Origin of the sequence: Aureispira sp. CCB-QB1 (assembly GCF_000724545.1) — a bacterium.
Classification (GTDB): Bacteria; Bacteroidota; Bacteroidia; order Chitinophagales; family Saprospiraceae; genus Aureispira.
On the sequence record NZ_JHBV01000007.1, the window covers coordinates 123,328 to 140,113 of the forward strand.

Sequence of the window (16,786 nt, forward strand, 5' to 3'; positions counted from 1 at the left end):
TATGAAATTCAACGACCAAATACGAATTAAAAAATGTTATTTTTAGTTTAAAATTACCAAAGGGCAAATTTAACCAAATAGCTAATTTGAGATGTACTTAGAATCCTAGGGGTTTTACCTATTTTTCCTATTTTGACAATAAATTTCCAAGGGAGTATTATAACCTTAGTTTTTATTGTTGTGTTTCTAAAAAATGTTTTTGGTTGAGCATAATATTTTCGGCGGTCCATTTAACATTTTGTTGCCACTGGGCTTGTCGAACAGGGCAGTCTTTTTTGGCGCAGATGATACAAGATTGTGGTATACAGGGATCTACGTGAATGAAAAATTCAATGGGTTTTTCAGTGTTTGCAGCTAATAATTCTTCCAATCTATCAACTTCGTCGTGTGCTTGGCGTGTGTCAAAAAACCAAGGAATTGTGATGTGGCAATCGATGTGTAATGCTGTACCGTATTTGATGACTCGTAAATTGTGTACATCAATCCAATCGGAGTGCCTGTTTTGATCTAGAATTTGAACAATGGCTTCTACCAAGGGATAATCTACTTCGTCCATAATACCTGCCATGGATGATTTAATGACATCAATTCCTGTTTTTAAGATAATAAATCCAAATATAATCGCAATAATAGAATCCAACCAAAGCCAATTGGTAATTAAAATGGTTGCCAAGCCTAAAATCATCCCTAAGGTAGAGTAACCATCTGATTTTAAGTGCTTCCCGCTTGCTATCAAGACCATTGAACTGGCTTTTTTGCCTTGTTGTTCAACATAAGCGCCCAATAAATAATTGATTAGTCCTGCAATCGCAGTAATCCAAATTCCTGTGTCAACGTCGTGAATAGGAATGGGATATTGTAAGTTGTAAAGTGACTTTAGTAAAATAATAATTCCAGCTAAAGCAATTAAAACGCCTTCTACTGCAGCAGAAACAAATTCAATCTTGCCATGTCCATATGGGTGATTTTCATCTTTTGGAAGTGCTGAAATATATAAACTGAACAAACCAAATCCTCCTGCTACAACGTTAACAATGCTTTCTAAAGCATCTGTCAAAATTGTATTTGAGTGTGTTAGAAAGTAGGCACTAAATTTTATAACTAATAAAATTACTCCAACAAGTAAGGTGATCCGTTGTGTTGTGATTAGCCTATTGTTCATAATGCAATTATTGGATTAAAAGTTGTAGTGTTTGGCAATATGGCTCTATAGATATTACAAATAAAAACTAAAATTTCGTTAAGCGCTTCATTTGACTTAGGAAAAAACACTTTTAATTGTACTTTTGTGTTTTTATACCGTTTTGTATGGAGGTTCTAAATGGACTTAGAGGTTGAATGATGCCTAGGAATAAGAGTAATCTGCTTGGCGGTTCACTCACCTATTTTGATTTTGACAGATAGGAATTTAGTATAGAGGGAATAGAAAAACCAATCCGCTTTGCGGTTCACTCACTTGAATATCCACTGGATATATAATAGATAGGTATTAAGGAGTTTGATATAGGGATTATTTTAGAGTTGAGAATAGAAAAACCAATCCGCTTTGCGGTTCACTCACTTGAATATCCACTGGATATTCATTTTTTGCGTTGCAAAAAAAACGTTCGTTCATGTTTGATATAGATAAATGGCAGGAGATAATTTTATCGTTAAGTAAGCATAAGTTGCGTACTGGATTGACTGCTTTTGGGGTATTCTGGGGAATTTTTATGTTGGTCTTGTTGCTAGGTGCAGGGAATGGTTTGCAAAATGGGGCGGAGTATGAGTTTAGAGATGATGCAACCAATAGTCTTTGGATATACCCTAGAAGAACTTCGATTGCGCACAATGGTTTGGCTAGTAGTCGTAATGTAGAATTTGATAACTCCGATTATGATTTGTTGAAGGATAAAGTAGATGGTACAGAGTATATCACAGGACGTTTTTATTTGCCTTCGGAATTGGAGAAGATGGTTTATAATAATGTACGGTACAATTTCAGTGTGCGTTGTGTGCATCCCGATCACCAAGTTTTGGAAAATACATTGGTAGAAGAAGGACGTTATATTAATACGATGGATTTAAAGGAGTATAGAAAAGTAGCTGTAATTGGGAAATTAGTAGTCGAAGAGGTGTTTCCTAATGAAAATCCAATTGGCAAATACATTCAAGTTGGTGGAATTAGTTTTCAGGTCGTTGGGGTATTTTCGGACACAGGGGGAGACGATGAAATGCGTATGATTTACCTTCCTATTACAACTGCACAACGTTGCTTTGATACCAAAAGTTCTATCAATCAAATCATGCTCACCACTGGAGACGCTAGTTTGGAAGAGGTCATGGCGTTAGAACAGGAGGTGATCCAAAAATTAGCTATTAAACATAATTTTGACCCTAGAGACAAGCAAGCATTACGGATTCGTAATAGAGTGGAACATTTTCAGTCTATTATGAATTTGTTTAAGATGATTAGCTTTTTTATTTGGGTGGTAGGAGTCGGGTCTATCGTTGCGGGAGTAATTGGGGTCAGTAATATTATGTTAATTGTAGTGAAAGACCGAACAAAAGAAATTGGCATTCGCAAAGCATTGGGCGCAACTCCATTCTCTGTAGTGAGTATGATTTTGCAAGAGGCTGTTTTAATTACTAGTGTCGCTGGTTACTTAGGAATGGCTTTGGGGATCGGTTTAATTCATCTGATTCGAACCATGATGAATACCTACAATATTGATGGCGGCTTTTTTAGAGATCCACAAGTGGATGTAGGGATGGTGATTTTTGCTACTATTATTGTTGTGGTAGCAGGGGCAATTGCTGGTTTAATACCTGCTCTAAAGGCGGCTAAAATTAGTCCTGTAGAAGCCATGCGTTAGGGCTAAAATGTATGGGAATCTTGTATAGAATAATGCTTAACTTTAATTGCGCTGTTCTTACGTGAATACTACGTAGTTAATTTCTAAATTTCTAGAAGCAAGCCTTTAATTGCTTTGTTATTTCGTTGGTGTCAATAGGTAAACTCTACATAGAAATTGATTATCTTCTCTTGATTTTTCTTAGGCGAAATCACCATATTGTGGGGCAGCATCTTTTCTTTTTTCTCTTAACACAGCTCCCTTAGTTACTTTACTCGCTCTGCTGCGTGAGTTCGCTATGCTTGGTAATGGTTCGTTCGTATTCTGTGTTTTATCATAGAAATCGTGAGCGCTTTGCTTTTAGTTAGCAGAACTGCTACTGCGTGGTTTATAAAAATTTTTCTGGACCATTTTCTAATAGCGAAGCCCTCATGAAAGTAATCTCTATTAACGGGCATTTTCATTGCTTCTACAAAATTTACTTAAATAATCTTTAATAGTTAGACTCTTTTGGGGATATAAGAGCTTGTAAGCTTTTGTACTTGACAAATGATGAGTGAATTTACTTTGTTTTGAAATTTTTGTTTCAAAGTGTAGGGTTAGAAAATGAGAACTTGTTGTATTATTAGAGGCGGAATATTGATAAAAAAATGACATAAAAAGATTAAGAATGAACAAGAAGGATATCTATTGTACAGGTACTCATAATTTTTTCTAAATGTTTATTTATCATTCGGAAAGTAGATGTTATACTTGATAGTCTTTGATTATCAGGTAGATATGTTCTTTGGAGCATGTTTGTAAAAGAAATGAGTACCTGTCAAAATGTAATCTTTAGATTTCTTTTTGTAATGTTTGCTTGACATAATGTAATTTTTGAATTACATTTGAAGAGAAATATCATTTTTAGTTAAAAATTATCAATATGGAAACTCAAAATTATTTGTTGCCCAATCAGTTTAAAAAAGTTGGATGGTTTTTATTTACACTTACCTCTTTGTTTACTATTTATTATTTTAGCCAAGATCAAGAACCTCATTTTTTAAATCTAAAAGTATTTGCTTTTGTAACGGATGAAATTATGGGAAATGGAATGTCGTACTTTACGATTATAAATGACAATATAGGGAATGAGATAATAGGTTTTTTTGGTATTTTGGGCTGTTTGTTTATTGCTTTTTCAAAAGAAAAATGCGAGGATGAGCTAGTTGCAAAAGTTAGGCTAGATTCTTTGCTTTGGGCTACTTATATAAATTACTTTATCTTAATGGGTGCCATTTTGTTTATCTATAGCATGCCATTTTTCTGGATATTAGTATTTAATATGTACACGACATTAATTGTTTTTATCATTCGATTTAATTGGATGAGTTATAATCTTAAAAAATCTATTTCAGATGAAAAATAACCTAAAGGTAGAGCGGGCAAAGAAAAATATAACACAGGCTCAACTTGCTGATATGGTAGGTGTTAGTCGACAAACTGTTAATGCTATTGAATTGGGTAAGTATAATTTGTCTACAATTTTAGCACTAAAAATTTCCCGAGTATTTGGGATTTCTGTTAACGAAATTTTTGAGCTAGAAGACTCTGATTTAGAACCTTAAAAAAAGATAAACAACTCAAAAAAGATCATACCAACTAAAAAAGCGCTCCAGAATAAAAGTTATTCGTGGAGCGCAACCCTGTATAGACTATGTTGCTGACCATTGGGACGTTTTTGGGGCGACACAATCTATTTAATTAACACATCTTGTAAACTAATGCTAAAAGCAATAGAACGAAACTAAATCAATAAGGGGATTGATGAAGCGTAGACAGAACATTTTAAGGCAATTTATCAGAAATAGTTTCCTCCCTTTTGGCATTGCGTTGATCGACCAAACGTTCAATGGCATCCCATATAAACTGCGATTTTCGCTTGCCATTTAGCGTTTTCCATATTGTCATCCTAGATACATCTAAGGCTTTGCAAAGGGCTCGTATATCTCCATATTCTAATGCTGCTTTTAGTTTTTTTTGTTCGTCTGTTAGTTTCACTTCTGCTTTTTTCATACATTTACATTTATGTACATTTGGTTACATTGTTTTACATTTGTATACATTGTTTTACACTTGTATACATTTGTTTACATTGTTTTACATTCAGTGAAAGTCGTTTACATTATCCAATATACAATAAGTGAGTTATTTTTGAAACAATTTCTATTTTCTTAACTTATTGTTAACATTTTTTATTTCAATGAAAGAAGCAGATTTAGAATTATACCATAGATTAATTGCAGTTCTCAATCATTTGGGCTGCGATAAGAATACCAGTAAATTTGCGAAAACTTTGGGTGTCAATAGTCAAAATATATCTAATATATACAATCGAAAGACCATTCCTAAACTAAATTTAGTTGCTAAAATTGCTGTTAATTATCCAAAAGCGGTTAACTATCATTGGTTGCTGACAGGAATGGGGGAAATGTTGGAGAGTACAGTTCAAGTAGAGGCTGATAATGGTCATAAAAACATTATCAATGATAATTATGATAGAGATTATAGAACAAAAATAAAAGAGCAGCAGAACACCTATTTATTACAACTCCAAGAAAAAGACCAAACAATCATAGCCTTGCAAAGCGAACTCAACAAGGCAAAAGAAAAAACGATTCAATTGTTAGAAAGGCATTTAGAAAAGTAGATGGTTGAATTTATTTCCATCGATCTTTTCCCCAAAGATGTTTGTCCAAAGGCAAGACATCTGATTTTAGTTCCCAATTTTTAGCCGATAATTCTTTGTAGCCAGGTGTATTTAATCCTGCACGAACATCTGCTACAAAAATTGGATTGGGAGACAAGTAAGCATCGCTGTTGAGAGACATCACAGGTAATTCCAAGCTCAACATAGCAATATCCTCAAAAAACTTAGACTTGTCAATATAGATATTTTGCATGAAGTTGGTATGTGTTCCTTTCCATTGTTCTTCTTCAAAGTCATACAATAACTTTGTAATCAGATAATAATCTCCATGAATAGAAATAGCTTGTAGACTTTTCTTGTGAGTTGCAACACCACTAGGTGTAAAACCTTTGAGGACATACAAGTCACTAGGGACACGAATTTGAAATTCAAAACTTCCTGTACGGCTATTGCCATGAATATTGCTATCTACAAAATTTTGAACAGATTCATTGAGGTAACCTCCCAAAAAGGGCATGATGGTGGCAAAACCACTAGGAACAATTTCCTTTAGGCGCTTTACGATGGAATGGCGAACACTGTTTTTTAGTAAGCCATCAAAACGTCCATAGTCAAAACGAGGGGGACAAGAAAGCTGCTGTTTGTTGTCTTCAATTAAATGCAATTCTTGTAAAATACGTTTTGCACAATATTTCCCATAAGCAATTTCATAACTACTTGCTTCCACAGAGGCAAAACCAGTAAATCCTGCCATACCCTTGCCAGGCAAAGGCATTAATTTAAATTCTTCGCCTTCCTCATAAAAGTTAAACGGAGCGATAGGGATCAGTTTTGTTTTAGAGGTTTTGCCAACCAAATTCATCGCAATATCTAAATTGAGACAGGATAAAACAAATATCCAGTAGCCTACGTGCTCTACTTGAGACGGATTGGGAAGGTAAACAAATTTGTTGATTTCGTCTACCAAGAAGCGCTCGTCTTCAGAAGGAATATAATTGTCTAAAAATTCATGTTCTTCTTTTATAATGCGCAGAAACTCATGTTGTATTTGAAGTGTATTATCAGGCAGATTCAATTTGTAACGAACTTGATCCAATTCAGCAATGGCAAAGTTTCGCATTTCAATGATTTGGGCATCGGTAGGAATTCCCTTAACCGTTGTTCGGTAAAACTGTCGCATTTTTTTGCGGTGCTCGAATTGCTCTAATATCGCAGAAATTTTACCTACTTCAATACTTTGAGCTTCATTCAAAATGGCACTAAGAATATAAGTCATGCCACTAAACAAACGCAAAATAGTGGATTTAGTACTTACTTTAGTTTTACTTGAAAACAACGACCGACCAATACTCAGTTTTTCGTGCGCTTGGATTTTGAATTGATTTTCCAACTCCGTAACATCAGGATCGACAAAGATAAGCTGGCGTTCAAAGTTTTTATTTTCAGTTGTAGTATCAATATAAGAAGCCAAGCGCATGGCTTCTTTGACAGGTTCGTTGTTAAACAACCCTCCATCTACATAGGTAAAAGGATAGTTTTTTTTGTGTTTTAATTCCGTAGCCCATTCCATTCCAAACTCATAGCGATAGCGATTGAGGACAACAGGTTCAAACGCAAAGGGAACAGCAGCAGATGCAATGGCTGTCGCGGTTATTTCACGCCAAACATCGTTATCCCTTAAATTTTTGACTACTTTTTCGTAGGTATTGTTTTCTTTATCGTGTTGTTGTAAGATAATATCCTCTCCATCCTGATATTGTACCCAACGTAGGGGATAATACCGCCCTTCATTTTCTTTGATGGTTTTGAAGTTAATATCAAATACCCTCAACTCACTATGAATTCTATCGACAGAACTATCGTTGAGTGCTTGAATTAGAGATGGTTTTTTGGTATCGTTAAAATGAGTGCGCTTTGATTTTTGAAGAGTGTGACTAAGATTTGCCAAAGTACATCCAAAGAGCACTCTATTTCCTAATAAAATTCTATTTTTGAGCCGCTCTTTGCCATCAATTTGAAATTGAAATAGTTCTACACCCAGTTTATCGACAACCCCTCGATCCATAAAGCTCGCAGAATCCGTCAAGTCTTTATCAAAAGAGCCTGTTCCCAAAAAACGATCAATATCGACTTCTTTTGACCAGACTTTGTCCTGAAACTCTTGAATGGTTTGAGCTGCTAATAGTTGTTCATATTTTTGAGGGTATTGCATCTTTAGCTCAATCAACTTTCCTTCAAATTGTTTAGAAAGCTTTTGTTCTAAACCTTCTCGCAAATCTTCGTAAGAACGGTAACCTAAGAAACGATATTTATCTTTGGGATTGACCAATACTCGAAGCATAATTGCGAGAGAAATCGCTCCAGCACTTGCACCACTAAACACATCAATTTCTATAGCATCGTAAGGAGCATAAATAGGCTGGTTGTTTGGATCCTTTTTGCCAGTATCATACTGCCCATAGACAATTTGTTGCTTAATGGCTTCTGATAACGCTGCACCAGAGAAGGTGCCTAAGGAGACACCGCCTCCCATAATAAATCCTAATCGTAGTGTTTTTGGCATGTTGTATTTGTTTTGGTGAAAGGGGGGATGATCTTTATTATTTGAAGGAATCCCCTATCGCTTACTCAAAATAAAAAAAATATTGTATAAATCTAGTATAGGATTGTGCAGATGTCCGCTTCTCGAAAAGAGTAAGGGGTGAAAAATGCAACTAACTTCTCTTCAAATCCATTTATGATAGCTATCAATAGTAATCTTAAGGGATTAGAAGTTTCACAAAATGGCATCTAGTTCATCAAGAAAATGGACTAAGCATTGGATTTCTTGATGATTTTTAAATACTTTTTTAAAAGTAATGGAAATTTGTTTTGAAGAGGATGAGAAACTGACCAATTGGTTGGATTGGAGTGTTTTATCAATTAGAGGTGTTTTGAGGATTTTTTTACAAATATCTTGATGATTTGCTTTAATAAGATATCTATGATTGGAGTAAGGAATTTTTTTGTTTTTTAAATCCCAAACATTGACCAAGTTGTTGAGCAGAGAGTTTGTTTTAATTTTGATTATAGGAGCTTGGTAAGTGATCCTTTTTTTTATATACGTATAGGTAGTTACCTGTGCAATTCTTGGAAAAATGCTTCCTGCAGCTGATTGAAATTGGCGTGAAGTTTTAATGGTGATTTCACTTTTTTCTGTTTTGAATCTGCTGGTTATCTCAGCACAGAAACCATTATGTATTCCTTCAAATACACCTTTGTTATCTAGTGTAAATGCTTTCCAGTTCTCATATATTGCTTTATTCTTAGCAACAGGATTGGCATATTGAGGGTTGTCTATAAAAAATTGATCCATGGATTTTGATTGCGTTAGGACCAGTGTTTTCGTACTGGAACAAAAAAGGATAGCGATAAGTGTTTTCTTACATTTTTAAACGAGAAAAGTAATTCTCTTTAGAAATTTCGATGGGATTGGCATTAAACCATTCTGCAAATTCGTCAAATGCTGCTTGATGTTCGTCATACCATTGTCCAAATTCTTCTTCGTTTCCCTTCATAAGAAACCAATAATTGTAGGCTTCAAAATAATTTTTTTCTTGAAGTTGTTTATGGAAATCGAATAGGACATTAGGGTAGTTCTTAGCGTGTTCTTTTTGATACCAAAATTGAATGAATTGTTGTCTAATGGCATGTATATGTTGCAAGGACAATTCTTTTTCTACACTGTGCTCTAACAAGACTGGAGTAAGCGCCATGGTCATAACCATACCATAGTTCATTTGAAATGGAATCTTAAAATCTTCATTAGCATTGATGGTTAGTATTTTACTAAATAAAACAGCCGCAGTAGAGTCTGAAGATATATCAATTGCTTTTTTATACGTTTCAAAAAGCAATTGACTCATTTTGACTGTTCGTTGAGAGTTTCTTTCTAGGTTCATAAAAATTTCGCCATACAATACGCCCCAAATTCTTTCACTAGAGTTACAAAATATTTGACCTAGCCAAAAATAGTTCGAAGCAAACGTAGGAGCAACCTCAACCCCTTTCTCCCAATAAGCGATGGCTTGATCGTAATTTTCTCTAGAATATTCTACGATGCCTTGTTCTAGATACATTTTTCCCGAATTAGGAAATATTTCTAAGCCCTTTTGATACACTTCTAAAGCTTTGTCAGGGTTCCCTATCAAATCATAACTATTGCCGAGCAATTGAAAATGTTGTTCTGTAACATCCGCTCTTTTTACCTGTTTTTCAAGTTCAGAAATAGCCTTTTTATAATTTTTTTGAATGTAAAAGATGTAAGCAACTTCATAAGGATATATAATATTTTTAGGGTCGAGTTTTTGGGCTTTGTGTAGTAATTTTAAGGCATCTTTAAATTCGCCTTTATCAATCATTTTTACGGCTTCTTTTCCGTATTCTAATGCTTTTTCTTCATTGGTTTCGGATTGAGCAAAGCTATTCAACGTTATAAACGAAAGAAGAATGATGGTTAGAATTTTAATCCTGTTCATGGGTTTGATTTTTATGTCTGATAAAGCAATGTTGATTTTTAGTCAATAGTTCGTTGAAAAACTTTATTAGTTTGATAATCAATAAGTTGTAAGTTTGCTGTGTTTTGTGTTAAAGCTTTGATTATCAAACTAATATAAATGTGCTTTTTTATCTTTTTGGTAAAAAAGTAAACAACTAAGCTTGCGCCCTCATGAGCGTAGCGAACTAATCAACGAACTACTATTTTAGTATAAAAATAGATCTACTCCCGATAGGAGTAGAGGTATAATAGGGCAGAATAGTTTTTTACCAAAAACTAAGATAATAAATTTAGAACAAACAGAGGAGAAGTAAAATACATTATTGACCCTCAAATAAATTGACAGCAATGTTATTTTCAACATGTTTTTGTAGTAATTGGCGCCTTGTTTTTAAAGCAATTCGATCTCCTGAACTTAAAAAAGTATATTTTTTTTGAAGAATGGCATTCAATTCTTGTTGAATTTGCTCCAAAGGCATCCAATAATGTTCTGCAACAGCAATATCATCAATCAAAGCTTGTTTTATAGTCTTGATTTCTGCATTAAAATAGCCGTTGCTATCCAACGCAACACCAATTTTATCTAAGACATCTATATGAATATTACTACCCAAAAGACTACACATAGTAGTACTATCAACAGGGAGTTGCCAGCCATAAAAATAGAAGGCAATGCTGTCAGAAGGATAACTGGCCAATAAAACCTCAACAAATTGATCATCTTCTAGAGCATCCGTTTGGGTGCTGATCATTTGCCATACGCGTAAGTCTTTGAATAAATAATACTTGTTTTGTGATTCAATATAATGCACCAAAAGACCATCCATCAACTCGTTTAGCCAGAAAAAGTCAGGGAATGTATGAGCCGTTTTTAGATAAACATTCATCTGTTTTTCTAAGCTATCTTTTAGCAATTGAGCACGAGAGTAGAGGGTTCTAAATGCAGGGAGTGTACGAGCCGTTTTTACTTCTTTTTGATAAACTGCTATTTGTTGTGCTAACGAAGCACCAAAAAGAGCAACCGCACGTTGATCCAACACTTTTTCTTTTAGTTGCACTTGCTGAGTCGCATCAAAATTAATGCAAGCTCCATAAATCCAACCCATCTTATTGTCTGACAAGATAATTCGAAGCCAAGGTTCATTATAAGCAACTCCTTCTAACTTCATGGCGGTATTGAATTCACTAATTCTATTGGTAAATAATAAACTATCTCCTTTTGAAAATCGAGCAATTTCTGCTGCCTCAATAGAAGGAGCAGCACGAACAATAGCTTTCTGTGTGGTGACCACTAGAGAAATGGGTTGCCCTTCTAGTTGAAGAATGTTAGGCGTTGTTTGTTCTTGGATGGTGCTATCTTGAGAATTGGATGTAATGGTGGACTCTTGAGGTTCATTTTTACAGGATACAAAACTGTAAATTAATAAAATAAAGAAACTATAGAATACTAGTTTTTTCAACTGGATTAATGTTTTTTACAAAATGGCGGTTTTGAAATAATAAGTTAGAGAGTTGAAAATAAGACTAATTTGTTCCATTTTCAAATCTCTAACTTGATAATCGTTTGTATTCTATATAGATTGATTGTAGCTATTGTTTATCTAACTAGAAATAGTTGTAGGTAATCTTCCAGTGCTGTTAAATCATCTACTTTTCCAATATAACCAATGTAATTATCGGGACGAATAAGGTAGAGGGTAGAATGGTTTAAATGGAGCGTTTGAAAGGCAGGCACATTTTCTGTCTGATCATAAATGATATGTGTCTGAAATAAATTGGCATAATTGTTATCCAAAAATGTTTTGACAGCATAAGCATCTTTATCTTGAATTTTATCTTTATTGCTCAGCCAAATGATAGCATGAAATGTTTGTTCGCCTAATTGCTGGTACAAGCTTTTTAACTTGCCTGTTTTTTCATCTAATATTTCTAAATACGGCAAACGATCACCAGGGTGAGGCGTTTTTTTGTTCAGATAAATAGAACTGTTAGAAACCAGACTATCGGGATAGTTAATACCAACTTGAGAAACGATTTTAAAAGCACGCTGTTGGATAGCTTTGATTCCCATCAAGCGCCCAATAAGCACAGGAGCAATAGTGAGTCGAAACCAATTGATTAAACTACCTTTTTTGACAACACTGCTAAATGCTCTATCTGTACTATTAACCAATTGATTGGCAATTGGCCAACGTTCGTTGTGGTAACTATCCAATAAGGTTTGTTTTGCCTTGCCTTGAACAACTAATGCTAATTTCCAAGCCAAGTTATAGGCATCTTGTAGTCCTGTATTCATACCTTGCCCACCAGCTGGACTGTGTACGTGTGCAGCATCACCAGCAAAGAAAACAGGTCCTTCTTTGAAACGATCAATACAGCGATGGTGCACTTTATAAACAGAGAACCAGTTGGCTTCGCCAAACTCGATATCTAAATGCTGAATATCCTTAATGTAAGAACTGATATCTTCAAACTGAATGTTTTCCTGTTCAGAATAACTTTCGGGCAAGATACCGACCAATCGATAGCGTGTCCCATCCTCATCTGTAATAGGAAAGAAGCCCGTAAAATTATTATCGGCTAAATTGATGTGTATGGCATTGTGATCTTTTTGCCAGAATACAGATGTATCAACAACATAAAAGATATTTTTGTAGGTATCCCCCTTAAACGGGATATTTAAGGCGTGTCGAACAGGGCTGCGACCACCATCGGCTGCAATTACCCAATCGGCATTGATTTGTTCTTGAGTGCCATCTGCTGTTGTTATTTCAACTTGTGCCCCGTTTCCTTGTATTTGAAAACTAGTCATTTCGGTATTAAATTCTACCTGACCACCTTTTTTTTCGATGTACTCCAACAAAAGAGCTTCGTTGCAACTTTGTTCTAAAACAAATACATAGGGGAATGGTGTAAAATCAGCTCCTGTTTCTGATAAAGGCAAGGTTTGGACATCTTGCCCTTTGACCATAATTTCTGCTCTTTGGGCAGGAATACCAAGTTCTAGAGCTTGATCGGCAATATTCATTTGTTCGTATATTTCCATAGTACGAGCTTGTACAGCAAGTGCTTTAGAAAAGGTTGTTGTTCCTTTGCGTTTTTCTATAATTCGATAAGGAATGCCAAAGCGTTGTAGTTGAGCGGCAGCCATAAGTCCAGTAGGACCTGCTCCTATGATAAGTACAGGGATGTTTGATGTTTTCATTGTATATTGGTTTTAAAATCCACTAAACCACTAGTGACTTATTTGAGGTAAGTTTTTAGTGAACTATTATTATGTAACGTGAGTATATGCCCAATATAAAAGGAAAAAGGGAGGTATATTTATTTATTCAATGAATGGAGATTGATTTTCAACGAAGGGAAATATAGAGGCAAAACAGTTACCAAATCATAACGGCAGTTATAAATTCGTGGCCAATGCCTTCGTTGATGAATTTTCTGATTTTATCTTTAGAATAAGAAATTTCTTGGCGAAGAGAGGAGGAAGAGATGCTAATATAGAGTTTACGATTTTTGACATAAATATTTTGAGTGTAACCACTAATAGTAGGTCCCATTGTTTCGTGCCAAAGCTGTTTCGCACGAGCTTCAAAATACTTATCTTGAATACCATAAGCTTTGAGCATGCGCAGAACAACATTGCCAACAGGTTCATCGTTGGTTTTGCGGTAACGCAGTTTTTGATTCTCTCTTTCTATGTTAAAGCTCATGAATTTTAGTTCATTACGTTGTGAAAAATTAAATTATATATACTTCATGCAAAATAAGTTTGTGCCTGCACAAGCGTAGCGAACTAACTAAGTGAAGCGATCTCATAAAATAATTCACAAAGTGTTATTAATTATAAGAATACGTTTTTTTAATAAAAGAAGCCATCCAAACTAAAAATAATTCTTGATACAAATCTTGAGCTTCCTCTACCAATTGTTCGGCGACAAAATTAGTAGAAATAGGCGAAAGAAAATAATACTCTCGCAACCATTTTTTAAATTTTCTAGAATAAAGACTTGGTTCGTAATTTTCTTCATCTTTGTAATAATAAACGCCATCTTCATCAACCATTGGTTCTACATCCAAACTAAGCAATCTTAGTAAGGTAAGCAAGTTGTTAGCGACAACATGGTAGCCACCTTCACTGCCAAAAACAACAATAGGAGCCGTGTTTAAATCTTGATTCTTGTATAGCCAAAACGCATAAAAAGAACCATTGTTGTCCGCTTGTGCAAAGGGGAGGAGCTGGTTCAAAAAATCAACTTCGTTTGACCAAGTTTTGAGTCCAAATTTGTCGTCTACTATTAATTCAAAAGATTCTGAATAATAATCATCAATTGCATGATCTTTTTCAAAAGTTAACAAGTCGACTAAAATCGCAGGGACGGTGTAGCCCATAAAATTGTGGGAATACTCTTTTAATGTCATGTCATGTCTGGTTACAGTGATTGGTAGTTTATGTAAGTTAATAAAAATCGTTAAAATTAGATAGCTTAATTGCCTAAAAATTTTTATTTTCGTTGGAATATTATCTTTCAAAAACGTTTGTTTATAGAAAATTTTATGAAGTTGGTCTATTTTGTGAGAATAAAGAAGTGCTTTTGAAGAACTTGCAAACATCTTGACCTTAAATCAAACCTATCGCATAAATTATATTCATAATATCATAACACATCATCATTAAGATAACCATAGAAGCAATGTATTTAGATCAAATAGAACTAAAAGGAAAAAAGGTATTGGTACGAGTCGATTTTAATGTGCCACTGGACGATAATTACACGGTAACAGACGACACACGTATTCGTGGAGCATTGCCAACTATTGAGTATATTTTGGAGCAAGGAGCAGCCGTTATTTTAATGTCGCATTTAGGACGTCCTCAAAAAAAGACAAAAGAGGATGGTTCTATCAATAAAGAAAAATTTACTCTAAAACATACCGTTAGCCGACTTTCAGAATTGTTGGGCAAATCTGTTGGATTTGTAGGAGATACCGTTGGAAATGTTGTAGAGGAGGCTGTTGAGCGTTTGGAAATGGGAGGCGTACTTGTTCTAGAGAACACTCGTTTTTACAAAGAGGAAAAAAAAGGTGACCAAGATTTTGCAGCGCAAATGGCTAAACTAGCCGATGTATATATCAATGATGCTTTTGGAACAGCACATCGTGCTCATGCTTCTACCTGTACCGTAGCTCAATTTTTTGATAAAGACCATCGAGGTTTTGGTTTTTTGATTCAAAAAGAATTGGAAAGTGCAAAGAAATTAACCGATCATCCTGAACGCCCATTCACAGCAATAGTAGGTGGCGCAAAGGTTTCGGATAAAATATTGTTATTAGAAAAACTAGTAGATTCGGTAGATAATATTATTATCGGTGGTGGTATGGCATATACCTTGTTGAAAGCACAAGGAGGAGAAGTGGGGAGTTCTCTTTTGGAGGAAGATAAATTGGAAGTAGCCAAGGCGTTATTAGAAAAAGCAGCTCTAAAAGGAGTGCAAATCTTGTTGCCAGAAGACTCTCTTGTTGCGGATGATTTTAATAATGAGGCTGCTAGAAAAGTCGTCAACAGTAAAGAAATTCCTACGGGATGGATGGGACTAGATATAGGTCCTAAAGCGATTGAAACGTTTGAAGGTATCGTAACTACTTCTAAAACTTTGGTTTGGAATGGTCCTATGGGAGTATTTGAGTTCTCTAATTTTGCCAATGGAACGAGTCAAATAGCAGAAGCGGTTGTTAAAGCAACCGAAAAAGGAGCATTTTCTTTGATTGGTGGCGGTGATTCGGTTGCTGCAATCAACAAAGCAGGTAAAGCGGATCAAGTAAGTTTTGTTTCGACAGGTGGAGGAGCAATGCTTAAGTTGTTGGAAGGAGATGTATTGCCTGGCGTTGCGGCTATTGTAGATTAAACGGACAACTTTGAGAATTTTAAAATGTAGGTCGTAGGTTATGTTTAGCCCTACGACCTATTTTTTATTACTCGGTTGAAACCATGTAGTAGCAGCGCAGAAAACTAAGCAAAGCGATCTCAGGAAGTAAAAACTAAAAAAGCAACGGAGTATTAATTGTTAAGTCAAGCCATAAATTTCCATTGCTGTAGACATTCCTTTTAGGTAAACTCTATTCAGATAAATCAAATCTAGATTTGGAGAGGCTTTGAGCACAGCTTCTCCAAGGATTAGCTGTTGTTGATAGTGCTGGCACAGGCTTTGTAAACGAGCGGTACTATTGATGGTGTTGCCATAAAAAACACGAAAGCCATTTAGTTGACTTGCGACTACTTCGCCCCAATTGATGGCAGCAGAAAAAGAGGGGAAAAGACCATATTTTTGTTCTAAAAAAGCTCGATTGGTTTCTAAAGCAGCCATGAATTTTTGAAAACAATTAATAGCTTGTTTTGTAGTAGTTGCTTGCGCCCAAGTCAAAATAACGCCATCACCTGCATACTGATGTACCTCTATATTGGGAAAATCTTGCCGAACGAACTCTAGTTGATTAAAACAAAAATTGATAAAAGTACTGTAGGGCAACAGTCCCAACTGATCAACCTTTTCCATAGAACTTTGAAGGTCTATAAAGAGAAATCCTCGTTGCTCTATTTTTAAATTATTCTTTGTCATAATATTAATTTATAAAAGGCTTTTGCTATTTTGCTTTATCACAAAAAAGAAAGCAATAGGTAAACCACGAAGTTATTATAAAACTATTGACCCTACAAGTGATTTTTTA

Annotated in this window: 15 protein-coding genes; 5 read left to right on the top strand and 10 right to left on the bottom strand. The window is 35.0% G+C overall.

All coding sequences use genetic code 11. From position 1 onward, the window contains the following. Positions 1-172: 172 nt before the first annotated feature. Positions 173-1,162, bottom strand: coding sequence for a cation diffusion facilitator family transporter (locus tag CG11_RS02810; RefSeq protein WP_052592908.1), 990 nt, complete (start codon positions 1,160-1,162; stop codon positions 173-175). Between the two features lie 451 nt (positions 1,163-1,613). Between CG11_RS02810 and CG11_RS02815 the strand changes: the two genes are divergently transcribed. The 3 genes from CG11_RS02815 to CG11_RS02825 all read left to right on the top strand — a co-directional run bounded on the left by CG11_RS02815 (position 1,614) and on the right by CG11_RS02825 (position 4,441). Continuing rightward, positions 1,614-2,855, top strand: coding sequence for an ABC transporter permease (locus tag CG11_RS02815; RefSeq protein ID WP_052592911.1), 1,242 nt, complete (start codon positions 1,614-1,616; stop codon positions 2,853-2,855). Positions 2,856-3,759: 904 nt separating this feature from the next. Further along, positions 3,760-4,242, top strand: a complete 483-nt coding sequence (locus CG11_RS02820; protein WP_052592913.1) for a hypothetical protein — start codon at positions 3,760-3,762, stop codon at positions 4,240-4,242. Continuing rightward, positions 4,232-4,441 carry a helix-turn-helix transcriptional regulator gene (locus tag CG11_RS02825; protein ID WP_052592914.1) on the top strand — a complete coding sequence of 70 codons (210 nt, stop codon included), beginning with the start codon at positions 4,232-4,234 and terminating at the stop codon, positions 4,439-4,441. The genes CG11_RS02820 and CG11_RS02825 overlap by 11 nt, the downstream gene beginning before the upstream one ends. Positions 4,442-4,661: 220 nt before the next feature. Here CG11_RS02825 and CG11_RS02830 read toward each other — a convergent pair whose 3' ends face one another. After that, entirely contained in the window at positions 4,662-4,889 is a 228-nt protein-coding gene (locus CG11_RS02830; protein WP_052592917.1) for a hypothetical protein, read from the bottom strand. Between the two features lie 187 nt (positions 4,890-5,076). Between CG11_RS02830 and CG11_RS02835 the strand changes: the two genes are divergently transcribed. After that, on the top strand, positions 5,077-5,523 hold the full coding sequence (locus tag CG11_RS02835; RefSeq protein ID WP_052592919.1) for a hypothetical protein: 447 nt from the start codon (positions 5,077-5,079) through the stop codon (positions 5,521-5,523). 10 nt (positions 5,524-5,533) lie between these two features. Here CG11_RS02835 and CG11_RS02840 read toward each other — a convergent pair whose 3' ends face one another. The 7 genes from CG11_RS02840 to CG11_RS02870 form a co-directional block, all read right to left on the bottom strand. Then, on the bottom strand, positions 5,534-8,086 hold the full coding sequence (locus tag CG11_RS02840; protein WP_052592921.1) for a patatin-like phospholipase family protein: 2,553 nt from the start codon (positions 8,084-8,086) through the stop codon (positions 5,534-5,536). A gap of 213 nt (positions 8,087-8,299) precedes the next feature. Further along, positions 8,300-8,878 carry a hypothetical protein gene (locus CG11_RS02845; RefSeq protein WP_052592922.1) on the bottom strand — a complete coding sequence of 193 codons (579 nt, stop codon included), beginning with the start codon at positions 8,876-8,878 and terminating at the stop codon, positions 8,300-8,302. Between the two features lie 67 nt (positions 8,879-8,945). Beyond that, entirely contained in the window at positions 8,946-10,040 is a 1,095-nt protein-coding gene (locus CG11_RS02850) for a lipopolysaccharide assembly protein LapB (RefSeq protein WP_052592924.1), read from the bottom strand. A 340-nt stretch (positions 10,041-10,380) separates the two neighbouring features. After that, positions 10,381-11,520 (bottom strand): SH3 domain-containing protein, encoded by a 1,140-nt coding sequence (locus CG11_RS02855; RefSeq protein WP_052592926.1) that lies wholly within the window; start codon positions 11,518-11,520, stop codon positions 10,381-10,383. A gap of 137 nt (positions 11,521-11,657) precedes the next feature. Further along, positions 11,658-13,265, bottom strand: a complete 1,608-nt coding sequence (locus CG11_RS02860) for an FAD-dependent monooxygenase (protein ID WP_052592928.1) — start codon at positions 13,263-13,265, stop codon at positions 11,658-11,660. Positions 13,266-13,443: 178 nt separating this feature from the next. Continuing rightward, the gene (locus CG11_RS02865) at positions 13,444-13,773 is read right to left on the bottom strand and encodes a DciA family protein (RefSeq protein ID WP_052592930.1); all 330 of its coding nucleotides are present in this window, start codon (positions 13,771-13,773) and stop codon (positions 13,444-13,446) included. Positions 13,774-13,900: 127 nt separating this feature from the next. Further along, entirely contained in the window at positions 13,901-14,482 is a 582-nt protein-coding gene (locus tag CG11_RS02870) for a hypothetical protein (protein ID WP_156039637.1), read from the bottom strand. 272 nt (positions 14,483-14,754) lie between these two features. Between CG11_RS02870 and pgk the strand changes: the two genes are divergently transcribed. Beyond that, positions 14,755-15,966: a phosphoglycerate kinase gene (gene pgk, locus CG11_RS02875; RefSeq protein ID WP_052592934.1), complete on the top strand. Its 1,212-nt coding sequence runs from the start codon at positions 14,755-14,757 to the stop codon at positions 15,964-15,966. A gap of 159 nt (positions 15,967-16,125) precedes the next feature. On the opposite strand, the gene CG11_RS02880 is transcribed toward pgk, so the two are convergent. Continuing rightward, positions 16,126-16,677 (bottom strand): adenylate/guanylate cyclase domain-containing protein, encoded by a 552-nt coding sequence (locus tag CG11_RS02880; RefSeq protein ID WP_052592936.1) that lies wholly within the window; start codon positions 16,675-16,677, stop codon positions 16,126-16,128. Positions 16,678-16,786 lie beyond the last annotated feature (109 nt).

What these genes read in the sequence shown, in the direction of transcription:
- CG11_RS02810 (WP_052592908.1), bottom strand. Translation starts at nt 1,162, where the DNA reads ATGAACAATAGGCTAATCACAACACAACGGATCACCTTACTTGTTGGA.
- CG11_RS02815 (WP_052592911.1), top strand. Translation starts at nt 1,614, where the DNA reads ATGTTTGATATAGATAAATGGCAGGAGATAATTTTATCGTTAAGTAAG.
- CG11_RS02820 (WP_052592913.1), top strand. Translation starts at nt 3,760, where the DNA reads ATGGAAACTCAAAATTATTTGTTGCCCAATCAGTTTAAAAAAGTTGGA.
- CG11_RS02825 (WP_052592914.1), top strand. Translation starts at nt 4,232, where the DNA reads ATGAAAAATAACCTAAAGGTAGAGCGGGCAAAGAAAAATATAACACAG.
- CG11_RS02830 (WP_052592917.1), bottom strand. Translation starts at nt 4,889, where the DNA reads ATGAAAAAAGCAGAAGTGAAACTAACAGACGAACAAAAAAAACTAAAA.
- CG11_RS02835 (WP_052592919.1), top strand. Translation starts at nt 5,077, where the DNA reads ATGAAAGAAGCAGATTTAGAATTATACCATAGATTAATTGCAGTTCTC.
- CG11_RS02840 (WP_052592921.1), bottom strand. Translation starts at nt 8,086, where the DNA reads ATGCCAAAAACACTACGATTAGGATTTATTATGGGAGGCGGTGTCTCC.
- CG11_RS02845 (WP_052592922.1), bottom strand. Translation starts at nt 8,878, where the DNA reads ATGGATCAATTTTTTATAGACAACCCTCAATATGCCAATCCTGTTGCT.
- CG11_RS02850 (WP_052592924.1), bottom strand. Translation starts at nt 10,040, where the DNA reads ATGAACAGGATTAAAATTCTAACCATCATTCTTCTTTCGTTTATAACG.
- CG11_RS02860 (WP_052592928.1), bottom strand. Translation starts at nt 13,265, where the DNA reads ATGAAAACATCAAACATCCCTGTACTTATCATAGGAGCAGGTCCTACT.
- CG11_RS02865 (WP_052592930.1), bottom strand. Translation starts at nt 13,773, where the DNA reads ATGAGCTTTAACATAGAAAGAGAGAATCAAAAACTGCGTTACCGCAAA.
- CG11_RS02870 (WP_156039637.1), bottom strand. Translation starts at nt 14,482, where the DNA reads ATGACATTAAAAGAGTATTCCCACAATTTTATGGGCTACACCGTCCCT.
- pgk (WP_052592934.1), top strand. Translation starts at nt 14,755, where the DNA reads ATGTATTTAGATCAAATAGAACTAAAAGGAAAAAAGGTATTGGTACGA.
- CG11_RS02880 (WP_052592936.1), bottom strand. Translation starts at nt 16,677, where the DNA reads ATGACAAAGAATAATTTAAAAATAGAGCAACGAGGATTTCTCTTTATA.